General features: G+C 71.2%; 19 protein-coding genes and 4 pseudogenes. 1 reads left to right on the plus strand and 22 read right to left on the minus strand.

The genetic code is table 11. From position 1 onward, the window contains the following. Positions 1-15 precede the first annotated feature (15 nt). Positions 16-495 carry a murein hydrolase activator EnvC family protein gene (locus IG94_RS0110940; RefSeq protein ID WP_063763377.1) on the plus strand — a complete coding sequence of 160 codons (480 nt, stop codon included), beginning with the start codon at positions 16-18 and terminating at the stop codon, positions 493-495. A gap of 115 nt (positions 496-610) precedes the next feature. On the opposite strand, the gene IG94_RS0110945 is transcribed toward IG94_RS0110940, so the two are convergent. From IG94_RS0110945 to IG94_RS0111045, 22 genes and pseudogenes are all read right to left on the minus strand, one after another. Continuing rightward, entirely contained in the window at positions 611-1,168 is a 558-nt protein-coding gene (locus IG94_RS0110945; protein ID WP_031034018.1) for a TetR/AcrR family transcriptional regulator, read from the minus strand. A gap of 127 nt (positions 1,169-1,295) precedes the next feature. Further along, positions 1,296-2,138, minus strand: a complete 843-nt coding sequence (gene whiG / locus IG94_RS0110950) for an RNA polymerase sigma factor WhiG (protein ID WP_031034020.1) — start codon at positions 2,136-2,138, stop codon at positions 1,296-1,298. Between the two features lie 281 nt (positions 2,139-2,419). Continuing rightward, positions 2,420-3,550, minus strand: a complete 1,131-nt coding sequence (dprA, locus tag IG94_RS0110955; protein WP_031034022.1) for a DNA-processing protein DprA — start codon at positions 3,548-3,550, stop codon at positions 2,420-2,422. A 146-nt stretch (positions 3,551-3,696) separates the two neighbouring features. After that, complete coding sequence (locus IG94_RS0110960) at positions 3,697-5,316, minus strand: YifB family Mg chelatase-like AAA ATPase (protein ID WP_031034032.1); 1,620 nt, start codon at positions 5,314-5,316, stop codon at positions 3,697-3,699. After that, a pseudogene (locus IG94_RS0110965) lies at positions 5,316-5,543 on the minus strand (YraN family protein); the annotation flags it as partial. The gene IG94_RS0110960 and the pseudogene IG94_RS0110965, both read right to left, overlap by 1 nt. Before the next feature lie 36 nt (positions 5,544-5,579). Continuing rightward, the gene (locus IG94_RS0110970; protein WP_031034036.1) at positions 5,580-6,119 is read right to left on the minus strand and encodes a hypothetical protein; all 540 of its coding nucleotides are present in this window, start codon (positions 6,117-6,119) and stop codon (positions 5,580-5,582) included. A 104-nt stretch (positions 6,120-6,223) separates the two neighbouring features. After that, the gene (locus IG94_RS39940) at positions 6,224-8,521 is read right to left on the minus strand and encodes an XRE family transcriptional regulator (protein WP_224326555.1); all 2,298 of its coding nucleotides are present in this window, start codon (positions 8,519-8,521) and stop codon (positions 6,224-6,226) included. Further along, positions 8,518-8,844 carry a helix-turn-helix domain-containing protein gene (locus IG94_RS0110980; protein ID WP_031034040.1) on the minus strand — a complete coding sequence of 109 codons (327 nt, stop codon included), beginning with the start codon at positions 8,842-8,844 and terminating at the stop codon, positions 8,518-8,520. The genes IG94_RS39940 and IG94_RS0110980 overlap by 4 nt, the downstream gene beginning before the upstream one ends. Continuing rightward, a complete protein-coding gene (locus IG94_RS0110985) occupies positions 8,841-9,869 on the minus strand; it encodes a tyrosine-type recombinase/integrase (RefSeq protein ID WP_052410640.1) in 1,029 nt (342 codons plus the stop codon). The genes IG94_RS0110980 and IG94_RS0110985 overlap by 4 nt, the downstream gene beginning before the upstream one ends. Positions 9,870-10,121: 252 nt before the next feature. Beyond that, a pseudogene (locus IG94_RS40340) lies at positions 10,122-10,256 on the minus strand (YraN family protein); the annotation flags it as partial. Positions 10,257-10,397: 141 nt separating this feature from the next. Next, entirely contained in the window at positions 10,398-10,706 is a 309-nt protein-coding gene (locus IG94_RS0110995) for a DUF2469 domain-containing protein (RefSeq protein WP_003965949.1), read from the minus strand. A 56-nt stretch (positions 10,707-10,762) separates the two neighbouring features. Then, entirely contained in the window at positions 10,763-11,287 is a 525-nt protein-coding gene (locus IG94_RS0111000) for an NUDIX hydrolase (RefSeq protein WP_031034045.1), read from the minus strand. After that, the gene (gene lepB / locus IG94_RS0111005; RefSeq protein WP_031034047.1) at positions 11,277-12,053 is read right to left on the minus strand and encodes a signal peptidase I; all 777 of its coding nucleotides are present in this window, start codon (positions 12,051-12,053) and stop codon (positions 11,277-11,279) included. The genes IG94_RS0111000 and lepB (IG94_RS0111005) overlap by 11 nt, the downstream gene beginning before the upstream one ends. Positions 12,054-12,162: 109 nt before the next feature. Continuing rightward, entirely contained in the window at positions 12,163-13,161 is a 999-nt protein-coding gene (gene lepB / locus IG94_RS0111010; protein ID WP_031034049.1) for a signal peptidase I, read from the minus strand. Beyond that, positions 13,055-14,134: pseudogene (gene lepB, locus IG94_RS40345) on the minus strand (signal peptidase I); the annotation flags it as partial. The gene lepB (IG94_RS0111010) and the pseudogene lepB (IG94_RS40345), both read right to left, overlap by 107 nt. Positions 14,135-14,270: 136 nt before the next feature. Continuing rightward, a pseudogene (gene lepB / locus IG94_RS0111015) lies at positions 14,271-14,999 on the minus strand (signal peptidase I); the annotation flags it as partial. A 45-nt stretch (positions 15,000-15,044) separates the two neighbouring features. Then, entirely contained in the window at positions 15,045-15,395 is a 351-nt protein-coding gene (gene rplS / locus IG94_RS0111020) for a 50S ribosomal protein L19 (protein WP_003973398.1), read from the minus strand. A 136-nt stretch (positions 15,396-15,531) separates the two neighbouring features. Further along, the gene (gene trmD / locus IG94_RS0111025) at positions 15,532-16,365 is read right to left on the minus strand and encodes a tRNA (guanosine(37)-N1)-methyltransferase TrmD (RefSeq protein WP_031034055.1); all 834 of its coding nucleotides are present in this window, start codon (positions 16,363-16,365) and stop codon (positions 15,532-15,534) included. Then, positions 16,365-16,973: a ribosome maturation factor RimM gene (rimM, locus tag IG94_RS0111030; RefSeq protein ID WP_052410631.1), complete on the minus strand. Its 609-nt coding sequence runs from the start codon at positions 16,971-16,973 to the stop codon at positions 16,365-16,367. The genes trmD and rimM overlap by 1 nt, the downstream gene beginning before the upstream one ends. Before the next feature lie 119 nt (positions 16,974-17,092). After that, complete coding sequence (locus IG94_RS0111035; protein WP_005479813.1) at positions 17,093-17,332, minus strand: RNA-binding protein; 240 nt, start codon at positions 17,330-17,332, stop codon at positions 17,093-17,095. 2 nt (positions 17,333-17,334) lie between these two features. Further along, entirely contained in the window at positions 17,335-17,754 is a 420-nt protein-coding gene (gene rpsP / locus IG94_RS0111040) for a 30S ribosomal protein S16 (RefSeq protein WP_031034062.1), read from the minus strand. A gap of 279 nt (positions 17,755-18,033) precedes the next feature. Further along, positions 18,034-18,630, minus strand: a complete 597-nt coding sequence (locus IG94_RS0111045) for a hypothetical protein (RefSeq protein WP_031034065.1) — start codon at positions 18,628-18,630, stop codon at positions 18,034-18,036. Positions 18,631-18,826 lie beyond the last annotated feature (196 nt).

Consider the following 18,826-nt stretch of genomic DNA (forward strand, 5'->3'; position numbering starts at 1 on the left):
GGGAGGGGGAGGGGGGTGGGGGCGGGGGGCCCGTCGGAGTGGGCCGTGGCCCGTAACTGGCCGGTCGGCACCCGGCCCGCGGTCCTGCGGGGCTGGGACCCTCCCGCGACCCCCTACGGGCCGGGGCACCGGGGCGTCGACCTGGCCGCGGCGGACGGGGCGCCGGTGCGGGCGGTGGCGGCGGGACGGGTGTCCTTCGCCGGACGGGTCGCGGGAAGGGGCGTCGTCTCGGTGGAACTGACGGGGACGGGCGAACCACCGCTGCGGACCACGTACGAGCCGGTCCGCGCCACGGTCCACAAGGGCGACCGGGTCGCGGCCGGCCAGGTGCTCGGCACGGCGGAGGCGGCGGGGTCGCACTGCACGGCCTGCCTGCACTGGGGCCTGCTGCGCGGCGAGACCTACCTCGACCCGCTCACCCTGCTCCCGCCGTGGCTGCTGAACTCCGGGCCGTCGAGGCTGCTGCCGGTCCTGGGAGTACCGCTCCCCCGGTGAGCGGCCGACGCGCGAGGGGCACCCGGAGCCCGGAGAACGGCCGGTGACACGGCACGGTCACGCCGGAAGAGCGGCCGGTGACGGATGAGCGGCCGGTGACGGTCCGGGGCGGCGCTCAGCCCCGGACGCCCCGCAGGGCCATGGAGACCGTTGCCTGCGTGATCGCCGCCGGGTCCTCCGCCGCGCCCAGTTCGATCCGCCGGACGGCGGCGTCGACGACGCCCTGCAGCAGCATGGCGGCCAGCCTCGGCTGCTCGTGCCCCATCTCGGCGAGCGCCTCGACGATCATCGCGATCAGCCCACCGTGCGCCGCCCGGATCTTCTCCCGCGCGCCGGCGTCCAGCTCGCTCGCGGAGATGGCCACGACAGCCCGGTGCCGCCGGTCGCCGACCAGCTCGAGCTGTTTGCGCACATACGCCTCGACCTTGGCCTCGGGGCTCGGCTCGCCCTCCATCGCCGCTTCGACCTCCGCCGCCCAGACGGGGAAGTCGACGGCGCACAGCTCCTCGACGACCGCGGCCCGCGACCGGAAGTACTCGTAGACCGACGACCGGGCGAGACCCGTCCGTTCGGCCAGGGCGGGGAAGGTCAGCGCCTCCGTTCCGCCGTCGGACAGCAGGGAGCGTGCCGCGTCCAGCAGGGCGGCACGCTGCATCGACCGGTGCTCGGCCACGGAGGCCGCTCGAATCCTTGGCACGTCACCACTTTACGGACGCGTCCCTCCTCGCGGGAGTCACTCACCCGACCGCACGCGTCCGCGGCCGGTGCAAAAAGGGCCGCCGCGGCAACAAAAGTCCAGGTCAGCGGCCAAATCCTGCCAGCTTGGCACGAAGTTGCAGTACCGACTTGGTGTGGATCTGGCTGACCCTGCTCTCGGTCACTCCGAGCACGTGGCCGATCTCGGCGAGGGTCAGGCCCTCGTAGTAGTAGAGCGTGACGACCGTCTTCTCCCGTTCCGGCAGCGTGTTGATCGCCCTCGCCAGCAACCGCCGCAGTTCCCGGTCCTCCGCCACCTCCACCGGGTCGTCGGCGGCGGTGTCCTCCAGCGTGTCCATCAGGCTCAGCCGGTCACCGCCCTCGCCGCCCGCGTGCAGCAGCTCCTCCAGAGCCACCACGTTGGCCAGCGACAACTGGCTGAAGACCGCGTGGAGATCCTCCACCGCGATCCCCATCTCCCCCGCCACCTCGCCCTCCGAGGGCGTGCGGCGCAGCCTCGCCTCCAGCGTCGCGTAGGCCCGCTCCACGTTCCGCGCCTTCTGCCGCACCGACCGCGGGATCCAGTCCAGCGCCCGCAACTCGTCGATCATCGCCCCGCGGATCCGGGTGATCGCGTACGTCTCGAACTTGATCTCCCGGTCCACGTCGAACTTCTCGATCGCGTCGATCAGCCCGAACACCCCCGAGGAGACGAAGTCGGCCTGCTCCACGTTGGACGGCAGCCCGACACTCACCCGGCCCGCCACGTACTTCACCAGCGGTGAGTAGTGCAGGATCAACTGCTCGCGGAACCGCTCGTCCCCCGTCGCCTTGTACGACCGCCACAGCTCGTCGAGCGTCGAGGGGGCGGACGGTCGCACGGTGCCACCGTCGCGGGCGGCTGGGGGGATCGCCGCCCGGTCGGACCCGGAGGTGTGCTGGGGCATTCGTCGCCTAGTGCCGTTCTGCCGTGGTGTGGTGTGTCTGAGGCCGCCGGTCTGCTGTCTTGTTGCCGTCTGTGGCCGACCGTCTGCGTGGGGGCCCTTGTGAGCGTAGCGTGACTGGAGCGTCGCAATGTGCGAAGGCCAGGTGTGGGGCCGTGCGCAGATACGTTCCGCTGAACGCTCCGCCGAGGGGACGATGATCGCTATAAGTGATCACTCGAATACCCCAACTGCCAGGATTCCCACGGGCGTCGGGGTTCCCCCGGACGGCCGAACACGGTGCGTCAGCACGGACTGCGGCCGCCTCGAACCGAGATCATCGTCTGGCGTGTCAACTTCCAGCCGTCGCCGTGTCGTTCGACGTAACCAAGTGCTCGAAGTTCGTACAGTCTCGCGACCGCGTCGTCCTGCGAGGTCTGCGCCCGGCGGGCCACCTCGCCCGCGGTCGCCGCGCCTCTCGCGGGGAGACCGGCCAGCACCTGCCGGGCCCCGGGCTCCAGGAGGTCGGTGGGGAGCACGGGCCCGCGCCGCTCCGGTGGGAGCTCTCCCATGTCGCCGACCAGTTCGACGATCTCGGCGGCGTCGCCGACGAGCACGGCGTCGCCGCGGAGCAGTTCGTGCACCCCGGCGGAGAGGGCGCTGGTGGCCGGTCCGGGCACGCCCATCGTGTGCCGGCCGAGCCGCTGGGCCGCGCGGGCGGTGACCAGCGCACCGCTGCGGTAGGCGGCCTCGACGACCACGGTGCCCCGGGTGAGCGCGGCGATGACGCGGTTGCGCATGATGAACCTGCTCGGGGTCGGATGGTCGCCCGGTGGCAGTTCACCGACCACCAGTCCCTGTTCGGCGATCCGGTGGATCAGTCCGGCGTGGCCGGGCGGGTAGGGGCGGTCGACACCGCAGGCCAGGACGGCGGCGGTGGCACCGCCCGCGCCGAGTGCGCCCCGGTGGGCGGCGCCGTCGATGCCGTAGGCACCGCCGGAGACCACGACCCACCCGCGTTCGGCGAGGCCGGCGGCGAGGGTGGCCGCCATGTGGGCGCCGTACTCGGTGCAGGCGCGGGCGCCGACGACGGCGACCGACCGCAGGGCCCACATGCGCAGACTGGGTCCGCCGCGCACCCACAGCCCCAGGGGGCGGGCGTCCCCCAGGTCGTCGAGCTGGGCCGGCCACTCGGTGGTCCCGGGCGCCACGAACCGCACCCCGCAGGCCCGCGCGACGGCGAGGTCCCGCCGGGGGTCGGCCCCGCTCGCACGGGCGCAGAGCCCCGCCCACCGCTTTCCGCTCACCCCCGGCAGCGCGGGACCGCCCTCGCGCAGCCTCCGCGCCACCTCGCCGACGCCCCGCTCCCGCACCCAGCGTCCGCAGGTCTCGTCACCGGGCTCGACGACCCGGGTGAGGAAGACCCGGGCGAGCAACCGGTCGTCCGCGGCTTCGCCGGGCGCACCGTCCCTGAGGGCGCCGCGCTCCGCGTCCCCGACCGGGCGGGCGTCGGCATCGGCGTCGGTGGGCAGGGCGTCGGCGCCGAAGAGGGTGCCCCCTTCCGGCAGGGCGTCGCCCCCGCTCACCGGGACGCTCCGAGAGCCATCGGCACGCCCCTCGGCACTCCGGTGCGCAGCTGCAGGGCCAGCGCCACGTCCGTGCCGTCCGGCCGGTCGTGGCCGACGAGGTCGGCGACGGTCCAGGCGACGCGCAGGACCCGGTCGAGGCCTCGGGCGGTGAGCACGCCCCGCTCCAGACTGCGTTCCGCGTCCTCCAGGGCGCCCGGGGCGGCGTACCAGCGGCTGCGCAGCTCCCGGCCGGGCACCTCGCTGTTGGACCGCCAGGGGGTGCCCGTGAGGCGCGTGGCGGCCCGCTCCCGGGCCGCAAGCACCCGGTCGGCGACGACCGTGGTGGCGTCGCCCCGGCTGCCGGTGCCGGTGAGCTGGCTGCGGGTGACCCGTTCCACCTCGACCCGGAGGTCGACCCGGTCGAGCAGCGGTCCGGAGACCCTGCCCTGGTACCGGCGGATCGCCGAGGGCGGGCACTCGCACAGGTCCTCCTTCTGGGAGAACCGTCCGCACGGGCAGGGATTGGCCGCGAGCACCATGAGGAACCGGGCGGGGAAGCGCACCACGCCCGCGCTGCGCGCGATGACGACGTGACCGGATTCCAGGGGCTGGCGCAGGGCGTCGAGCGCGTGGCTGCTGAATTCCGGCGTCTCGTCCAAGAACAGGACACCGCGGTGGGCCAGCGAGACGGCTCCGGGCCGCGCGAAGCCGGCGCCGCCTCCGACGAGGGCCTGCATGGTGGCGGAGTGGTGCGGTGCGCAGTAGGGGGCCACGTCGATCAGGGGCCTGCCCGGCGGAAGCAGGCCGGCCACCGAGTGCACGGCGGTCACCTCCAGGGACTCCGCGCGGCAGAGCCGGGGCAGGATGGCCGGCAGCCGTTCGGCGAGCATGGTCTTTCCGGCGCCGGGCGGGCCCTCCAGGAAGAGGTGGTGGCCTCCGGCCGCGGCGACCTCCACCGCCGTGCGCGCCGACTCCTGGCCCACGACGTCGGCGAGGTCGTGCTCGTGCTGCGCCGCGCCCATGCCGTACATCCCGGTGGCGGCGCCGGTGCCGGGCATGCGCAGACCGGCCAGGAGGGGATCGGGCCGGCCCGGCTCGTCCTGTGCCTCCTCCGGCACCGGTTCGTCGGCGAGGACGGCGATCAGCTGGCGCAGGCTGCGCACACCGAGCACGGACACTCCGGGCACCAGTGACGCCTCGGCGGCGGCGCACTCGGGCACGACCACCTGCTCGTAACCGGCCTCGGCGGCGGCCAGGACCGCGGGGAGGATGCCGCGCACCGGCCGCACCCGGCCGTCCAGGCCCAGCTCTCCGATCATCACGATGTCGGCGAGAACGCGCGGGTCGATCCGCTCGGCGGCCCCGAGGACGGCCGCCGCGACGGCCATGTCGAAGCCGCTGCCGCTCTTGGGCACGGAGGCCGGGCTGAGTCCCACCGTCAGTTTCTTCTGCGGCCACTCGGCGCCCGAGTTCACCACCGCGGCCCGCACCCGGTCCCGGCTCTCGGTGAGGCTCTTGTCGGGCAGCCCGACCAGCGTGAACGCCGCCACGCCCGGTTCCAGGTCGGCCTGGACCTCGACGACCACGCCCTCGACGCCGACGAGCGCCACGGAGCATGTGCGCGCGAATCCCATTACGCCACCCCCCGCGCGTGCTCGACCAGCGGGGCGCCACGGCGCGGGAGGAGAACGCCGACCAGGTCGATGCGGACGCCGCCGGGCGGGGCTCCGCCATGGGTCTGGATCCAGCGCTCGGCGAGCCGCCGCAGCCGGTCGGCCTTGTCCGGCGTGACCGCGGCCATCGGATGCTCGAAGGAGCCGCTTCTGCGTGTCTTGACCTCGCAGACGACCAGGACGTCACCGACTGGGGAAGAGTCAGTGTTCCAACCCTGCGCTATTCAGTCCTTGACGGCCGTTCCCTCGCTGTCCTGTTCCATCTCGGCGGCCAGGACGGCAGCATGGAAGGGCAGGCCGTAGTAGTACTCCTTGTGCATCTTGGTGACGTGCGGCGAGCTAGCCACGACCGTGTCGAGCCGGTCCAGAACTCGCTGTTCCCATGGGTAGGCATCGGGGCACGAATCCGAGACCCAGGCGTCAAAGAGAAACCCGAACTGGATGGCCGCATCGTGTTCGTGATTCACGATGCGGCCCCGAAGCTCAAGGTCCTTTGACCGCCCGACCTTGACGAATGGGTGCGGTGCTTCGAAGGCCAGGACGTAGAGTCGATCGCCGCCGGCCTTCAGCGGGCGACTGAGTTCGCGTAGGCGGCGCCAGGATCCTCTGATGGCCGCCTCAAGGTCCTGCCGAGTGGGCGAAACATCGCTTGCCCGACACTGGCGAAGCCGATCCTGGGCGGCGGCGAGGTCGTCGTGTGCAGGATCGAGCTGGCGAAAGTCGACGTCCGAGAAGTCACGGTAATCACCAAAGAACACCGACATGCCCAGCCCTCACTGTCAGAGACGAAGGAATCACCGTATGGCGTCGCACTGACAGTGGAACAGGCCGGGATCGCATCGCCGATGCCGAGTAACGCTCTCAGGAGCTATTCGATGGCCTGGGCGACTTCGAGGTATTCCGCCCAGCTGTTCTGGGCGTACTGGGACCAGGCGTAGGCGGTGTGGGGGTGCATGCCGAAGAGGTCGCTGACGACGATGGGCGGGAGGTCGGTGATCGCTTCCATCATGGCCGTGTTGCGGGCGCTGATGCCTGGCAGGCCGTGCTTCCTCATGTAGCTGTGGACGCTGTCGGCGCTTCGGGGACGGCTCGGCGGGCGCCCGGGGAAGAGGAAGCCGGGTGTGCCGTCGTGCGGCTGCTGGAGCACGGAGGTGCGGCAGCTGGGGCTGGCGATCTGCTTCTCGATGAGGACGGCGAGCCGGGGCGGAAGGAGGACGGGGTGCCGGTCGATCGTGAGGTGGGCGTCGTCGCCGTCGCGCTGGAAGCGGTCGGTCGTGAGCTCGACGATGCGGGTGGTGGGCAGGGCATAGAGGCTGGTCAGGGAGCCGATAATGCGGGCCTCCAGCGGGAGGCTGTCGTCGTTGAGGCAGCGGCGAAGCTGCTGGTTGAGTTCGTCGCTGTGCATGAATCGGCTGGGAAGCCCGTGCCTCCTCGTCGGAACGGTGACCTTGCCCGTCAGGCGGCGGGCGACGGACCAGCGGATGAACGCTGATATGCCGCGGGCCTGGGTGGGGTTGGTGGTCAACCAGAGGTCGAGGACTTCCTGGCTGAGGTCGGCGAGCGTGATCGAGTTGTCGTCGAGCCAGGCCATGAACTTGATCGCGGCCCGGATGTCCACCCGGTCGTTCGCGGCGGCGCCGGCGGTGTAGCGGCCCTTGTCCGCCCGTCGTCGGGCGTCGCGCAGGACGCCCCATTCGGCGAACGGACGGACGACGCGGGCGTGGTGCGGAGGAAGGTCCGTGAGCGCTTCGTTGAGCCAGAGACGCAGGCGGGCGAAGTTCTCCTGCCGCTTAGGCAGGACGTCGGCTGCGACGAGAAGTTCGCGGACATAGAGCGTCCGCCAGTCCTGCGGCAGTTCGTCGAGGATCTCGTGGGTGATCTCCTGGTGCTCTGCGGCGAGGGCGGCCAGCATCCGGGCCGAGTCGCTGCGGCGGGTCCAGGTGATGACGGACCAGGGTTCCTGGGCGGCACCGAGCTGTTCCGCGAGCGGCTGGAGCTGGGGGTGGATGGTGCCGTCCTCGTCGCTGAGGAGGTCGCGGACCCGGTCCTTGGCGACGCAGCGCGAGCAGGAGCCATCGGCGTAGATGTCGCCGGGGTAGCCGCAGCGGCGGCAGGCGAAGTCGATGTCGGTCCCGGAGCACGGACCGCAGATGCTCTTCCCGTCCTCGGACCGGCCGACGAGCACCCGGAGTGTGCCGCACTGGCCGCAGGGCGCCGGGAACCGCCGGCGGCGCAGGTAACAGGGCTGACAGAGCGGTCCGACAGGCCAGTTGGCCTGGACCGGCTTCGTCCTTCCGCAGTCAGCGCAGGGCAGGGATCGGCGCGGGCGGCAGGACGCGCAGTGGAACTCGCCGCCGCGGCGCTGGAAGCCGTGCCGGACCCGGCCGCAGACGACGCAGGTCCGCTTGGGCCCGCGGTAGCAGTCGCCGCAGATGGCGGGCTGGCCCTCGGCCTTGCGGACGCTGATCGGTTTGATCTGCTGGCAGAGGTCGCAGAGCCGGGGCGGGGAGTCGTAGCAGTTCTGGCAGACCGGGCCGTCACCGGTGATGGCATGCGTCGGCCGCAGCTTCCCGCAGCGGACGCATGCGTGCTCCGGCTTGGGGGCGCACCCCTGACACAAGCTGGCGCCGTCCTCGCGGCGCCGGACCGGTTTCCGGATGCGTCCGCATTCGGCGCACTCCTCGACGACCTGCGGATCGGTGTAGTAGCAGAGTCGGCAGATCGGTCCCTCTTCGCGGCGGGTGACGATGTGGCCATCGCGGCCGCAGCGGGCGCAGGGGCGAAGTTCTGTTCGGGCGACGCACCAGTCGCAGCAGCGGCCTTCCGGGGTGTTCCGGGTGAGGCGGAGTCCGGTGCGGTGGCAGCGTGCGCAGGCCAGCTGGGTGACGGCGTCGCCGTGTCCGGTGGCTTCGAGGTGCTGGAGGAGCCGGACCACCGGCGCGGGACTGTGCGGCGACGGTTCGGTGAGTGCGTTCGGGTGCTCGGCGAAGTAGTCGTCCAAGGTCCGTGCCGGACCGGGATTCCATGCCTTGGCCTTCTCCAGGGCCGCCTGGGCGTCCTCGGACGTCAGCGCAGGCCCGACCACCCGCTGGAGGTAGGCGATCAGGCGGGCGCGGGCATGCGCGAGCTCGCGCTGCTTGCGTATCGCTTCAGGTCTCAGTCTCACGACTGCCCTGGGCGGCGGATCACGGTGCGGCGGGGCTTGAGCGGCAGCGGGGTGGCGTCCCCGTCGGCGGTCTTGCGGAGCTGGACGTTGACGACCTCGGGCTTGATCAGGTCGTTGGGGGTGCACTGGAGGATGTCGCAGAGCGCGACGAGGGTGTCCATGCTCATGCGCTGCGGAGGCTGGGTCACCAGCCGGTAGACCTGTTCCCGCGAAAGGGTGACGCCGCGTTCGGCCAGTAGCGGCACCAGGTCGGAGGTCTGGAACATCTGGCGCTCGGCCATCAGCTGGCGGAGCTGCCACTGGTAGCCCATCTTCTTGATCACGAGATCACGTCCCAGTCGTCGCCCAGTCGGTTCTTCATCGATGCTTCCAGCAGCGTGTTGCGGTACTCGTTCGAGACCCCCATGTAGATCGCCGTGGTGGACGCGTGGGAGTGACCGACCTGTTCCTGGACGAACCGGGCGGGATAGCCGAACTCCGTCAGGTGCGTGATGTAGCTGTGCCGGAGGCAGTGCAGGTCGAGATCCTCGTCAAGGCCGGCATCCTTGCGGGCCGTGACGAACGCGTCGTTGATCGACCGCGGGGATATTCGCCCGACCCGTTCGGTCACCCAGAGCGCGGGATGCCGGCCCGGGGTGAAATGCGGCCGGATCTCGGTCACCCACTCGTCCAGGATGTCGACCGCCCAGTCCATCTCCGGGACCATCAGCACCGAGCGGCGCTTGGGCGGCGATCCCTTCTGAGCTTTGCCGAAACGGACCATCATGCTGCCGTAGCCGCGGAACTGCGGAGCCTTCCGGCTCCGCCTCAGGTCGACCAGATCGACCTTGGACGACTCGGTCCGCCGCGTGCCGTAAGCGTAGATCGTCTTGAGGACCGCGGCGTCCCGCAGCGCGGTCAGGGCGCCCTTGCGGCCCTGGCCCCGGATCTTGGCCGGCCGGGCGTCGGCGGCGTCGAACAGGGCCTGGACCTCGTCGTAGGTCAGCGGGCGCCGTCGCGGATCGCCCTCGTACTCGACCGTGTGCAGGACCGAGTTGCCCTCGTGGAACACCTGCTGCGGGACCTCGCCGAACCGCTCCAGGCAGGCGTCGATCCAGCCGTAGCGAGAATCGAGCAGGTACTCCAGGAACAGCTCGATCGTCACCTCGTAGGTGCGGGCGGTCGACAGCTGGATCGGCTTCTTCCCGCTCCGAAGGTGAGCGATGAACGCCTCGCCCTCGGCCGGCGTCCACTGCCACGGGTACTGGCCCGTGAACTCCTCCAGCCGCTCGATCACCCGCAGGCGCGGATCGATCGTCGATGCCTTCAGGAATCGGGCCGACTGCTGCCGGGCCCAGCCCTCCTTCATCGCGTCGAAAACGGCAGGAGCCGGGTCGAGGTGTACGACGTTCCGCGCGAGGACGAGACGCGCTGATCCGGGGGCCTGGGTGGTCACGGCTCCTGTTGTATCAGACGCAACATTGTTGAATTTGCCTGCTAGGGTGCAGGTCAGCGACCGGGGCCTCTCCGGCCGCCCGACGCGGACTCGGGCCCATGACCAGCAAGAACGGCCATCCCGACGTACTGACGAGTGTTGCATCTAATGCAATTCATCCTGTTTGTCCCGCGCCACGATGTCGATCTCGCCGGTCCTGCCGCAGCGCCAGTTGCGCTCCAGGACCGTCATCCCGGCGTCCGCCAGCCTGCGGGCGGCGAGTGTCTCGCCGTACCTTCCCAGCGCACTTCGTGCGTTCATGTCGGCACCACCTCCGGCGCCAACGATGAGGGCAGCTCAGCGAGCTGTTGGATCTTGGTGGACGGTCAGCCGACTGTGGAAAACCTTGTCACCCACACGAGTGGCAGCCATCGGCCGGCCGCGTCGAGTCGTCCGCGGCCCTCAGCCCCCGGGAAGCTCCAGGTCGCTCTTGTTCAGCTCCTCGATGTTCACGTCCTTGAACGTCAGGACCCGCACCTGCTTGACGAACCGGGCCGGCCTGTACATGTCCCACACCCAGGCATCGGCCATGGAGACCTCGAAGAACACCTCACCCTGGACCGAGTGCACCTGCATCTCGTAGTCGTTGGTGAGGTAGAAACGCCGCTCGGTCTCGATCACGTATTTGAACAGACCGACGACGTCGCGGTACTCCCGGTAGAGCTTGAGCTCCATCTCGGTCTCGTACTTCTCGAGGTCCTCGGCGCTCATGGCATGTTCCCCTTCAGCCGTGCGGTCCCCCCATTGTGCGCCAGTGCCGCGCGCCCCTAGACGATTTCCGTGTCCAGGGTCACCGGCCCGGCCGGGGGACCTTCGTCGAGCAGCGTGCGCAGCAGCCCGGCGAGTCTGGTCGGATACACCGTCTCATGGGCCCGGGTCAGTTCCTCACACGTCCACCAGCGTGCTCCGGCGACGGTGCGCCGCTCCAGCTCGGTGAGCCCGGCGGCCCGGATCGCGGTCTGCGTGGTGCGCGCCAGGTAGTACCACTCGTCCTGGTCCCAGCGGCGGCCGGCGAAGGGGAAGGAGCACCTGCGCCGCCACAGCACGGGGCCGAGCTGGATGTCGGCGATGCCGGTCTCCTCCACGAGCTCCCGCCGGGCGGCCTCCGCACGGGACTCCTCACCTTCCACGCCGCCGCCGGGGGTGAACCACCAGTCGTCGGCCGGATCGTCCGGCTCGTGGCCGTGCAGCAGCAGGATGCGGTCCTCGGGGTCGAGCAGCACCACCCGGGCGACCCTGCGCGGTCCGCCCTCGCGGGTCTCCCGCCCCGCCGGGGCCGCCTCAGCGCCCACCGGCGGCCTCCGTCCCGCGCCTGGCCCGGGACGCCTCGGCCCGCTTGGCGACCGGGCCGTACGCCGCGCCGCCCAGGATCAGCACGGCCCCGCCGGTCACCAGCGCGACGACCGTCCACAGCGGGCCCGGCGAGGAGAGGCCGCCCAGGGTCTCGAACCCGGTCGGCCGCTCCAGCATGCCGTTCATCGGCCAGACCACGGCGTCCACGCGGGCGTCCACGGCACCCCGCGACACGGTGCCGCCGGCGGCGTCGGTGAGGTGGGCGGTGGAGTCCACGGAGTTGTCGCGCTCGTCGCCGAGCAGGAACAGGCGGCCCTCGGGAACGGTCACGGTCTGGAAGTCGCTGATCTCGGCCGGAGTCCCGGCGGGCAGGTACGGCTCGTCGATCACCTTGCCGTTGACCTGGAGCTTGCCCTTCTGGCAGCAGGAGACGGTGTCCCCGCCGACCGCGACGACCCGCTTGACCATCGGGGCATTGGCCCAGGCCATGTCCTTGAACACGACGACGTCGCCGCGCCGGACGTCGGAGCCGGCCACCCGCTCGGCCAGCACCCGGTCACCCGCGGCGATGGTCGGCGTCATCGAGCCGGTGGGCACGGTGTAGGGCCGGTAGACCACGGCGCCCCAGACGAATCCGCCGAGGAAGAGCACCATTCCCAGCGCCACGGCGATTCCCGACAGCCGTTGCCCTCTCCGGCTGCCCACCGGGGTGTTCTTCGCGCCGCCGCCGCGCGGGGCCGTACGTGTCGTGCTCTCGCCACCCATGGAGCCGCACCTTACCCGGCGGTACCCGCATGGGGCAGCCCCCTCCGGAGGCCGGCAGGGGGCTGCTCCACTCGGCTGCCGCCGGCGGTCGTAGGGCCGAGGGGGCGCCTCAGCGGGTCTCGGCGGACGCGGCGCGCCGGCGGCGGCGCCACCAGACCACCGGCACGACGCCGGCGACGGCCAGGCCCTGCGGCGCGACCGACAGGGCGGCGGCCGACGCCCGGGCCTGCAGCCCGTCCTGGTCGAAGGTCTCGGGAACCGGCAGGGTGCCCCAGCGGTTCATCGGCCAGGCGACCACGATGGCGCGGCCGACGACCTCGTCCACGGGGACCATGCCGCCGTTCTTGTCGGACTGGTTGTAGCGCGAGTCCCGGGAGTTCTGCCGGTGGTCGCCCATGACCCAGATCTTGCCCTCGGGCACCGTGACCTTGAACTGCCCGCCCTGCTCGTCCTCCGAGCACGGCGTGTTGCCCGCGTAGACGTACGGCTCGTTCAGCGCCTTGCCGTTGACCTTGAGCGGGCCGGTCTTGTTGCACTCGACGGTGTCGCCGCCGACGCCGATGACCCGCTTGATCAGGTCCTTCTCGTCCGCGGACGGCATCAGGCCGATCCAGCTGAGGACCGTCTGCAGCGCGTTCGGGTCGGGTGTCGGCTCGCCCGCCAGCCAGTCGTCCGGGTCGTGGAAGACGACGACCTCGCCGCGGTCGGGCTCCGAGCCGAACCACGGGGTCAGCTTGTCGACCAGGACCCGGTCACCGATCTGCAGGGTGTTCTCCATCGAGGACGACGGGATCGAGAACGCCTGGACCAGGAACGTCTTGATCAGCAGGGCGAGAACCAGCGCGATACCGATCAGGATCGGCAGCTCTTTCCAGAAGGAGCGCTGCTTCTTGGCCGGGGTGGGCGTCGCGGGAGGCGTCCCGCCCACTCCCTCGTGCTGGGTCCCGCCGTTCTGTCCGCCGGTCACCCTGCCGTCCTCTGTTCCGTAGGCGTAGCCGTACCCGGAGTCCGGGGGACCGTCCGGGGCCGGGCCGGCCGTCTCCTCGGGGCGTCCGCGGTTCTCCTCGCCGTCGTGTCCGGACCGTGCGCCAACCGCCACATCCCCCACGCCAACTCCTCACTCTCTGCCACCGCCCGCGCCGTACCCGGCGCAGGCCCACCACTCCCATAACGAGCGGGAGTTCCGCAGGGATCGGGAGTTGAATCATCGCGTTCGGATCGTAGGGGGCAACCCTATGCGACAGCCGGGGAGCGGCGGTCGAACCGGACACCGAGTCGGACACGGACGCATATGTTTTCGGTTCGTCCAGCGTGGTCCAGTGACCGAACGGCCAGGCGATCACCATCGCCCGCCCCACCACCTCGTCCTCGGACACCGTGCCGAAGTCGGTCTCCTGGTGGGCCCGGGAGTCGGCGGAGTTGGACCGGTGGTCACCCATCACCCACAGCCGCCCCTCGGGGACGGTGACCTCGAACGGGGTTCTGGAGGGGGTGTCGCCCGGGTAGAGGTAGTCCTCGGTCAGGGGAACGCCGTTGACGGTGACCCGGCCCTGGGTGTCGCAGCACTTGACCTTGTCACCGCCGACGCCGACGACGCGTTTGATGAGGTCCTTCTCGTCGTCGGACGGCAGCAGCCCGATGAAGGCGAGGCCCTCCTTGACCTGCTTGACGACGACCGGGTCGTCCTGCTTGGCCGTCTGCTCGCCCGCCAGCCAGCCGCCCGGGTCACGGAAGACGACGACGTCCCCGCGCTGCGGTTCGGAACCGAACCAGGGGGTGAGCTTGTCCACCAGCACCCGGTCGCCGATCTGGATGGTCTGCTCCATGGAGCCCGACGGGATCACGAAGGCCTGGACGAGAAACGTCTTCAGGACCAGCGCTATGAGGACGGCGACACCGACGAGGAGGGGGATCTCCTTGACGGCACCACGGCGGCGGCGCCGCTTGACCTTGCGCTGGAGCTTGCGCCGCTCGGCGCGGGAACGGCCGCCGGACGGGGCGGCGGCGCGCCGGGAGCCGGTGGGCAGCAGGTTCTCCGCGGGGCTGCTGGGCGCTCCACGCGGTTTGCCCCGGCTACCCATCGACGCTCTCTGCCCGGCGCACGCCGGCGCCCGCCGCGCCGGAATCCCCACCGGCTGCCCGCTGGCCCGCCGCACCGGAATCCCCACCGGCTGCCCGCTCGCCCGCGGGGCCGGACACCGCGCTGGCCTCCCTGCCGCCCGCCGCACCGGAGACACCCCCGGCTTCCGCGTCGGGCACGTCCGCGTAGGCGTCGGGGCGGTCGAGGTGGGTGGCGTGGCCGAAGGGCCAGACGATCCAGTCGGCGCGGCCGATCAACCGGTCCACCGGGATCATGCCGCCGCCCGGCGAGCCGAGGTGGTCGCGGGAGTCGCTGGAGCCGGACCGGTGGTCGCCGAGGACGAAGAGGGTGCCGTCGGGCACGACGACGTCGAAACCGACCGTGGAGGGGCGGTCACCGGGGTACAGGAACGCCGACTCGTCGACCGACCGCCCGTTCACCCGGATCCTCCCCTCCCTGTCGCAGCACACCACGTGGTCCCCGCCCACACCGACAACGCGTTTGATGTAGTCGCCGTGCCCGAAGAGCCCGGTGCCGTCGAAGACGACGACGTCGCCCCGCTGCGGCCGCCCATCGAAACGGTACGCCAACTTATTTACGAGAACCCGGTCACCGATCCTCAATCCGCGCTCCATGGAACCGCTGGGGATCTGGAACGGCTTGAGTACGAAGGTGCTGACCAGCAGCAGGAACAGGAGCAGCACCAGGAGTGTCACGGTGATCCGGCCGCCGGGCACCCAGTCCGCGATCCGCCCCGCCAACGCGGAACGCGACCGCTCCTCCGGGCCCGCCGGATCCGAGGGCTGCTCGGATCCGGACGAACGGGAGGAGCGGTCGCGCTCCGTGGGCTGTGTTTCGATGTCCATCGGGGCCAGATGTTATCCGGCCCCGGCGCGGACCTCGGAAGGCGCTCAGCTGTCGCGCTTCTCCTTGATCTTCGCGGCCTTGCCGCGCAGCTCGCGCAGGTAGTACAGCTTGGCGCGACGGACGTCACCGCGGGTGACGAGCTCGATCTTCTCCACGATCGGGGTGTGCACCGGGAAGGTGCGCTCGACGCCGACGGAGAAGGAGACCTTGCGGACCGTGAAGGTCTCGCGCACGCCGGCGCCCTGGCGGCGGATGACGACGCCCTTGAACTGCTGCACACGGGAGCGGTTGCCCTCGATGACGCGCACGTGGACGTTGACGGTGTCGCCGGGGCGGAAGGCCGGGACGTCGCTGCGCAGCGACGCGGCGTCGACGGAGTCGAGCAGGTGAGACATTTCGTCTGCTTTCTTCGCTGATGCCACAGGTCATCAACGGAAACTAGGTGTATCGGGATCAGTGTCGTGCGGGTCGGGACGGGCGTCGTCTCCCCCTGCGGCAGGGGCGCGCTCCGGACGGACGCACAACAGCCGCTTATTCTTCCACGCCGGGGGTCCTGCGCCAAAATCGGCCGTACGGCTCCCCGTCCGGGTCGGGCTGCCAGCCCAGGATGGAGAGCATCTCGCGGTCCTTCTTGTCGAAGGCCCCGGGGGCGCTCCGCTCGATCAGGTCGGGGCGGTTGGCCGTGGTCCGCCGCAGCGCCTCGTCCCGGCGCCAGCGGGCGATCTTTCCGTGGTGGCCGCTGAGGAGTACGTCCGGGATGCCGCGCCCGCGCCACTGCGGCGGCTTGGTGTGGACGGGGCCCTCCAGCAGGCCGGCCATCGCGCCGGGGGCGAAGGAGTCGTCCCGGTGGGACTCGGCGTTGCCGAGGACGCCGGGCAGCAGCCGGGCGACGGCCTCGGTGACGACCAGGACGGCCGCCTCGCCGCCGGCGAGGACGTAGTCGCCGATGGACACCTCGTACACGGGCATCCGGGTCGCGTACTCGTCGACGACGCGGCGGTCGATGCCCTCGTAGCGCGCGGGGGTGAAGATCAGCCAGGGCCGCTCGGAGAGGTGGAGGGCGAGTTCCTGGCTGAAGGGCCGTCCGCTGGGCGTGGGCACGACCAGGGCGGGTGCGCCGGAGCCGCTCTCGTAGCCGTCGGCCAGGACGGAGTCCAGCGCGTCGCCCCACGGCTCGGTCTTCATGACCATGCCGGGGCCGCCGCCGTAGGGGGTGTCGTCGACCGTGTTGTGGCGGTCGTACGTCCAGCCGCGCAGATCGTGCACCTGGACGTCGAGCTGCCCGCGCGCGCGTGCCTTGCCGACGAGGGAGACGTTCAGCGGTTCCAGGTACTCGGGGAAGATCGTGACGACGTCGAGCCGCATCACGCCTCACCCCCGGAGGTCCCGCCCGCCTCGGCGTCCCGCACGGAGGCGTCGCGTCCGTCGGCGTCGCGTCCGTCGGCGGCTTCGTCGCCGGCCGCGCGGTCGTCGATCAGACCGGGCGGCGGGTCGATCACCGCGCGCTGCTCGTCCAGGTCGATCGCGGTGACGATCTCGGCGACGAACGGCACGTAGACCTCGCTGCCGTCGGGGCGCTCCACCACGAAGAGGTCCTGGGTGGGCAGGTGGGCGATCTCGGTGATCCGGCCGACCTCCTCGCCGTCGGCGGTCACCACGTCGAGGTCGATGAGCTGGTGGTCGTAGTACTCGTCCTCGTCCTCGGGCTGCTCGTCCGGGTCGACGTCGGCGATGAGGAGGGTGTTGCGCAGCGCCTCGGCGCCGGTGCGGTCGCGGACGCCCGCGAAGCGCAGCAGGAGGCGGCCGCTGTGCACCCGGCCCGTCTCGATGGTGAGCGGCCCGGCGGAGGCGGGGTCGGTGGCCAGGACGGCGCCGGGTCCGAGCCGCAGCTCCGGCTCGTCGGTGCGGACCTCGACGGTGACCTCGCCCTTGATGCCGTGGGCGCGGCCGATGCGGGCGACTACGAGCTGCACTGTGGTGGTTCTCCTGTCGGAACTGCGACGAGGGCCTCCTGTGGGAGAGGGCCTCTTACGACGGCGGGCCGGGGACGGCCCATGGCCCTCCCCGGCCCGCGCCGGTGCTGCGTTTGGCGTCAGCGGACGTGGTCCACGTCGACGAGGTCGACGCGGACACCACGGCCGCCGATGGCGCCCACGACGGTACGCAGAGCGCGTGCGGTGCGGCCGTTGCGGCCGATCACCTTGCCGAGGTCGTCGGGGTGGACCCGGACCTCGAGCACACGCCCGCGACGCAGGTCGCGCGAGGCGACCTGCACATCGTCAGGGTTGTCGACGATGCCCTTCACGAGGTGCTCGAGAGCCTCCTCGAGCATGCTCAGGCCTCGGACGAAGAGGACTCAGCGGCGGCCTCGTCCTTCTTGTCGGCCTTCTTCTTCTGGGTGATCGCCTCACCCTTGCCCTCGTCCTCGCCGCCGACGGCGTCGAAGGACGGGCGGGCCGCCTTCTCGGCCGGCTGCAGCAGCGGAGCCGGGGCGGGCTCGCCCTTGAACTTCTGCCAGTCGCCGGTCTTCTTCAGGATGGCGAGCACGGGCTCGGTCGGCTGGGCGCCGACCCGGAGCCAGTACGCGACACGGTCCGCGTCGACCTCCATCACCGACGGGTTGTACGTCGGGTGGTACTTGCCGATCTCCTCGATGGCCCGGCCGTCACGGCGGGTACGGGAGTCGGCGACGACGATGCGGTAGTGAGGCGAACGGATCTTGCCCAGACGCTTCAGCTTGATCTTGACTGCCACGGGAGTGGGTTCTCCTGGTTTTGACGTGATTGGGCACGGCGAGAGAGCCGCGTGGGGTTGCGGTACCCGAGTGCCCGATGGACGCGTCAGCCGGAGGAGAGAGGGGTCCTGTGCGACTGTCGAGTACAGCTGGCCATTGTGCCACACGCGGTCGGGGCCGAATGACCGAGGGCACCGGGCCCGCCCTCGGGGCGGACGGCGGAGCCTCGACGACGGGGCCCGGTGCTGGTGCGGTGCTGTGGTCCGGTACTGGTCAGGCTGCCACGAGCAGCCGGGCCGTCAGCTCATCCCGGCGCCGACCACCTCCGGGATCCGGAACGGCTTGCCGCAGCCGCCGCACATGATCGGGGCCTGGGCCAGCACCGACGGAACGACCCGCACGTTGCGCCCGCAGTCGCAGACGGCCTTCACGCGCACCCCTCCTCCGGAGGAGCCGTGCCGGGCGGCCGGGCCGCGGAAGCTGCGGGCCGAGTCGGTCGCGGTGGCGGCGGTGTGGGCCTTCAGCGCGCGCTGGAGGTGTTCGATCGTCGGGCGGTACCGGCGCTTCGCCTCGGGGGTGAGGGCGACCAGCGAGAAGCCGCTGCTGGGATGCGGCTCCTCGGGGTGGTCGAGGCCCAACTCCTCGGCGATCGCGAGGAACCGACGGTTGTGATAGCGCCCCGCGCGGGAGGTGTCGCGTACTCCGCGCGCGGCGGCGATGCCGTGGACTGCCTCATGGAGCAGTCGTTCGAAGGAGAGCTCGTGCCCGCAGGCGGACGACGACTCTCCGATCAGGGACTCGGGCGCGGCAAGATCGGGCAGCTCGGTGTGGTGCCGCTGAATGTCGGCCCACGCCTGCGCCAGCTCTGCGGCGAGAACAGGTGGTGTCGTGCTCACGTAATGACAACGAGCCGGAGTACCCCTGTGTTCCTATTCCGGGGCATCCCAAATAATTTGCACGTACCAGTCAGTTGCCCCTGATGCGTCCCGACGAGGGCGGGTGCGCTGATCTGCGGAGAAGCCTCACAGCTCGTACCAAGCTGGTGCGTAGCCTGACGTACGCCCCGGCGTGCACTGGGTGTCCACGCGCCGG

Origin of the sequence: Streptomyces olivaceus (genome assembly GCF_000721235.1) — a bacterium.
GTDB lineage: Bacteria > Actinomycetota > Actinomycetes > Streptomycetales > Streptomycetaceae > Streptomyces > Streptomyces olivaceus.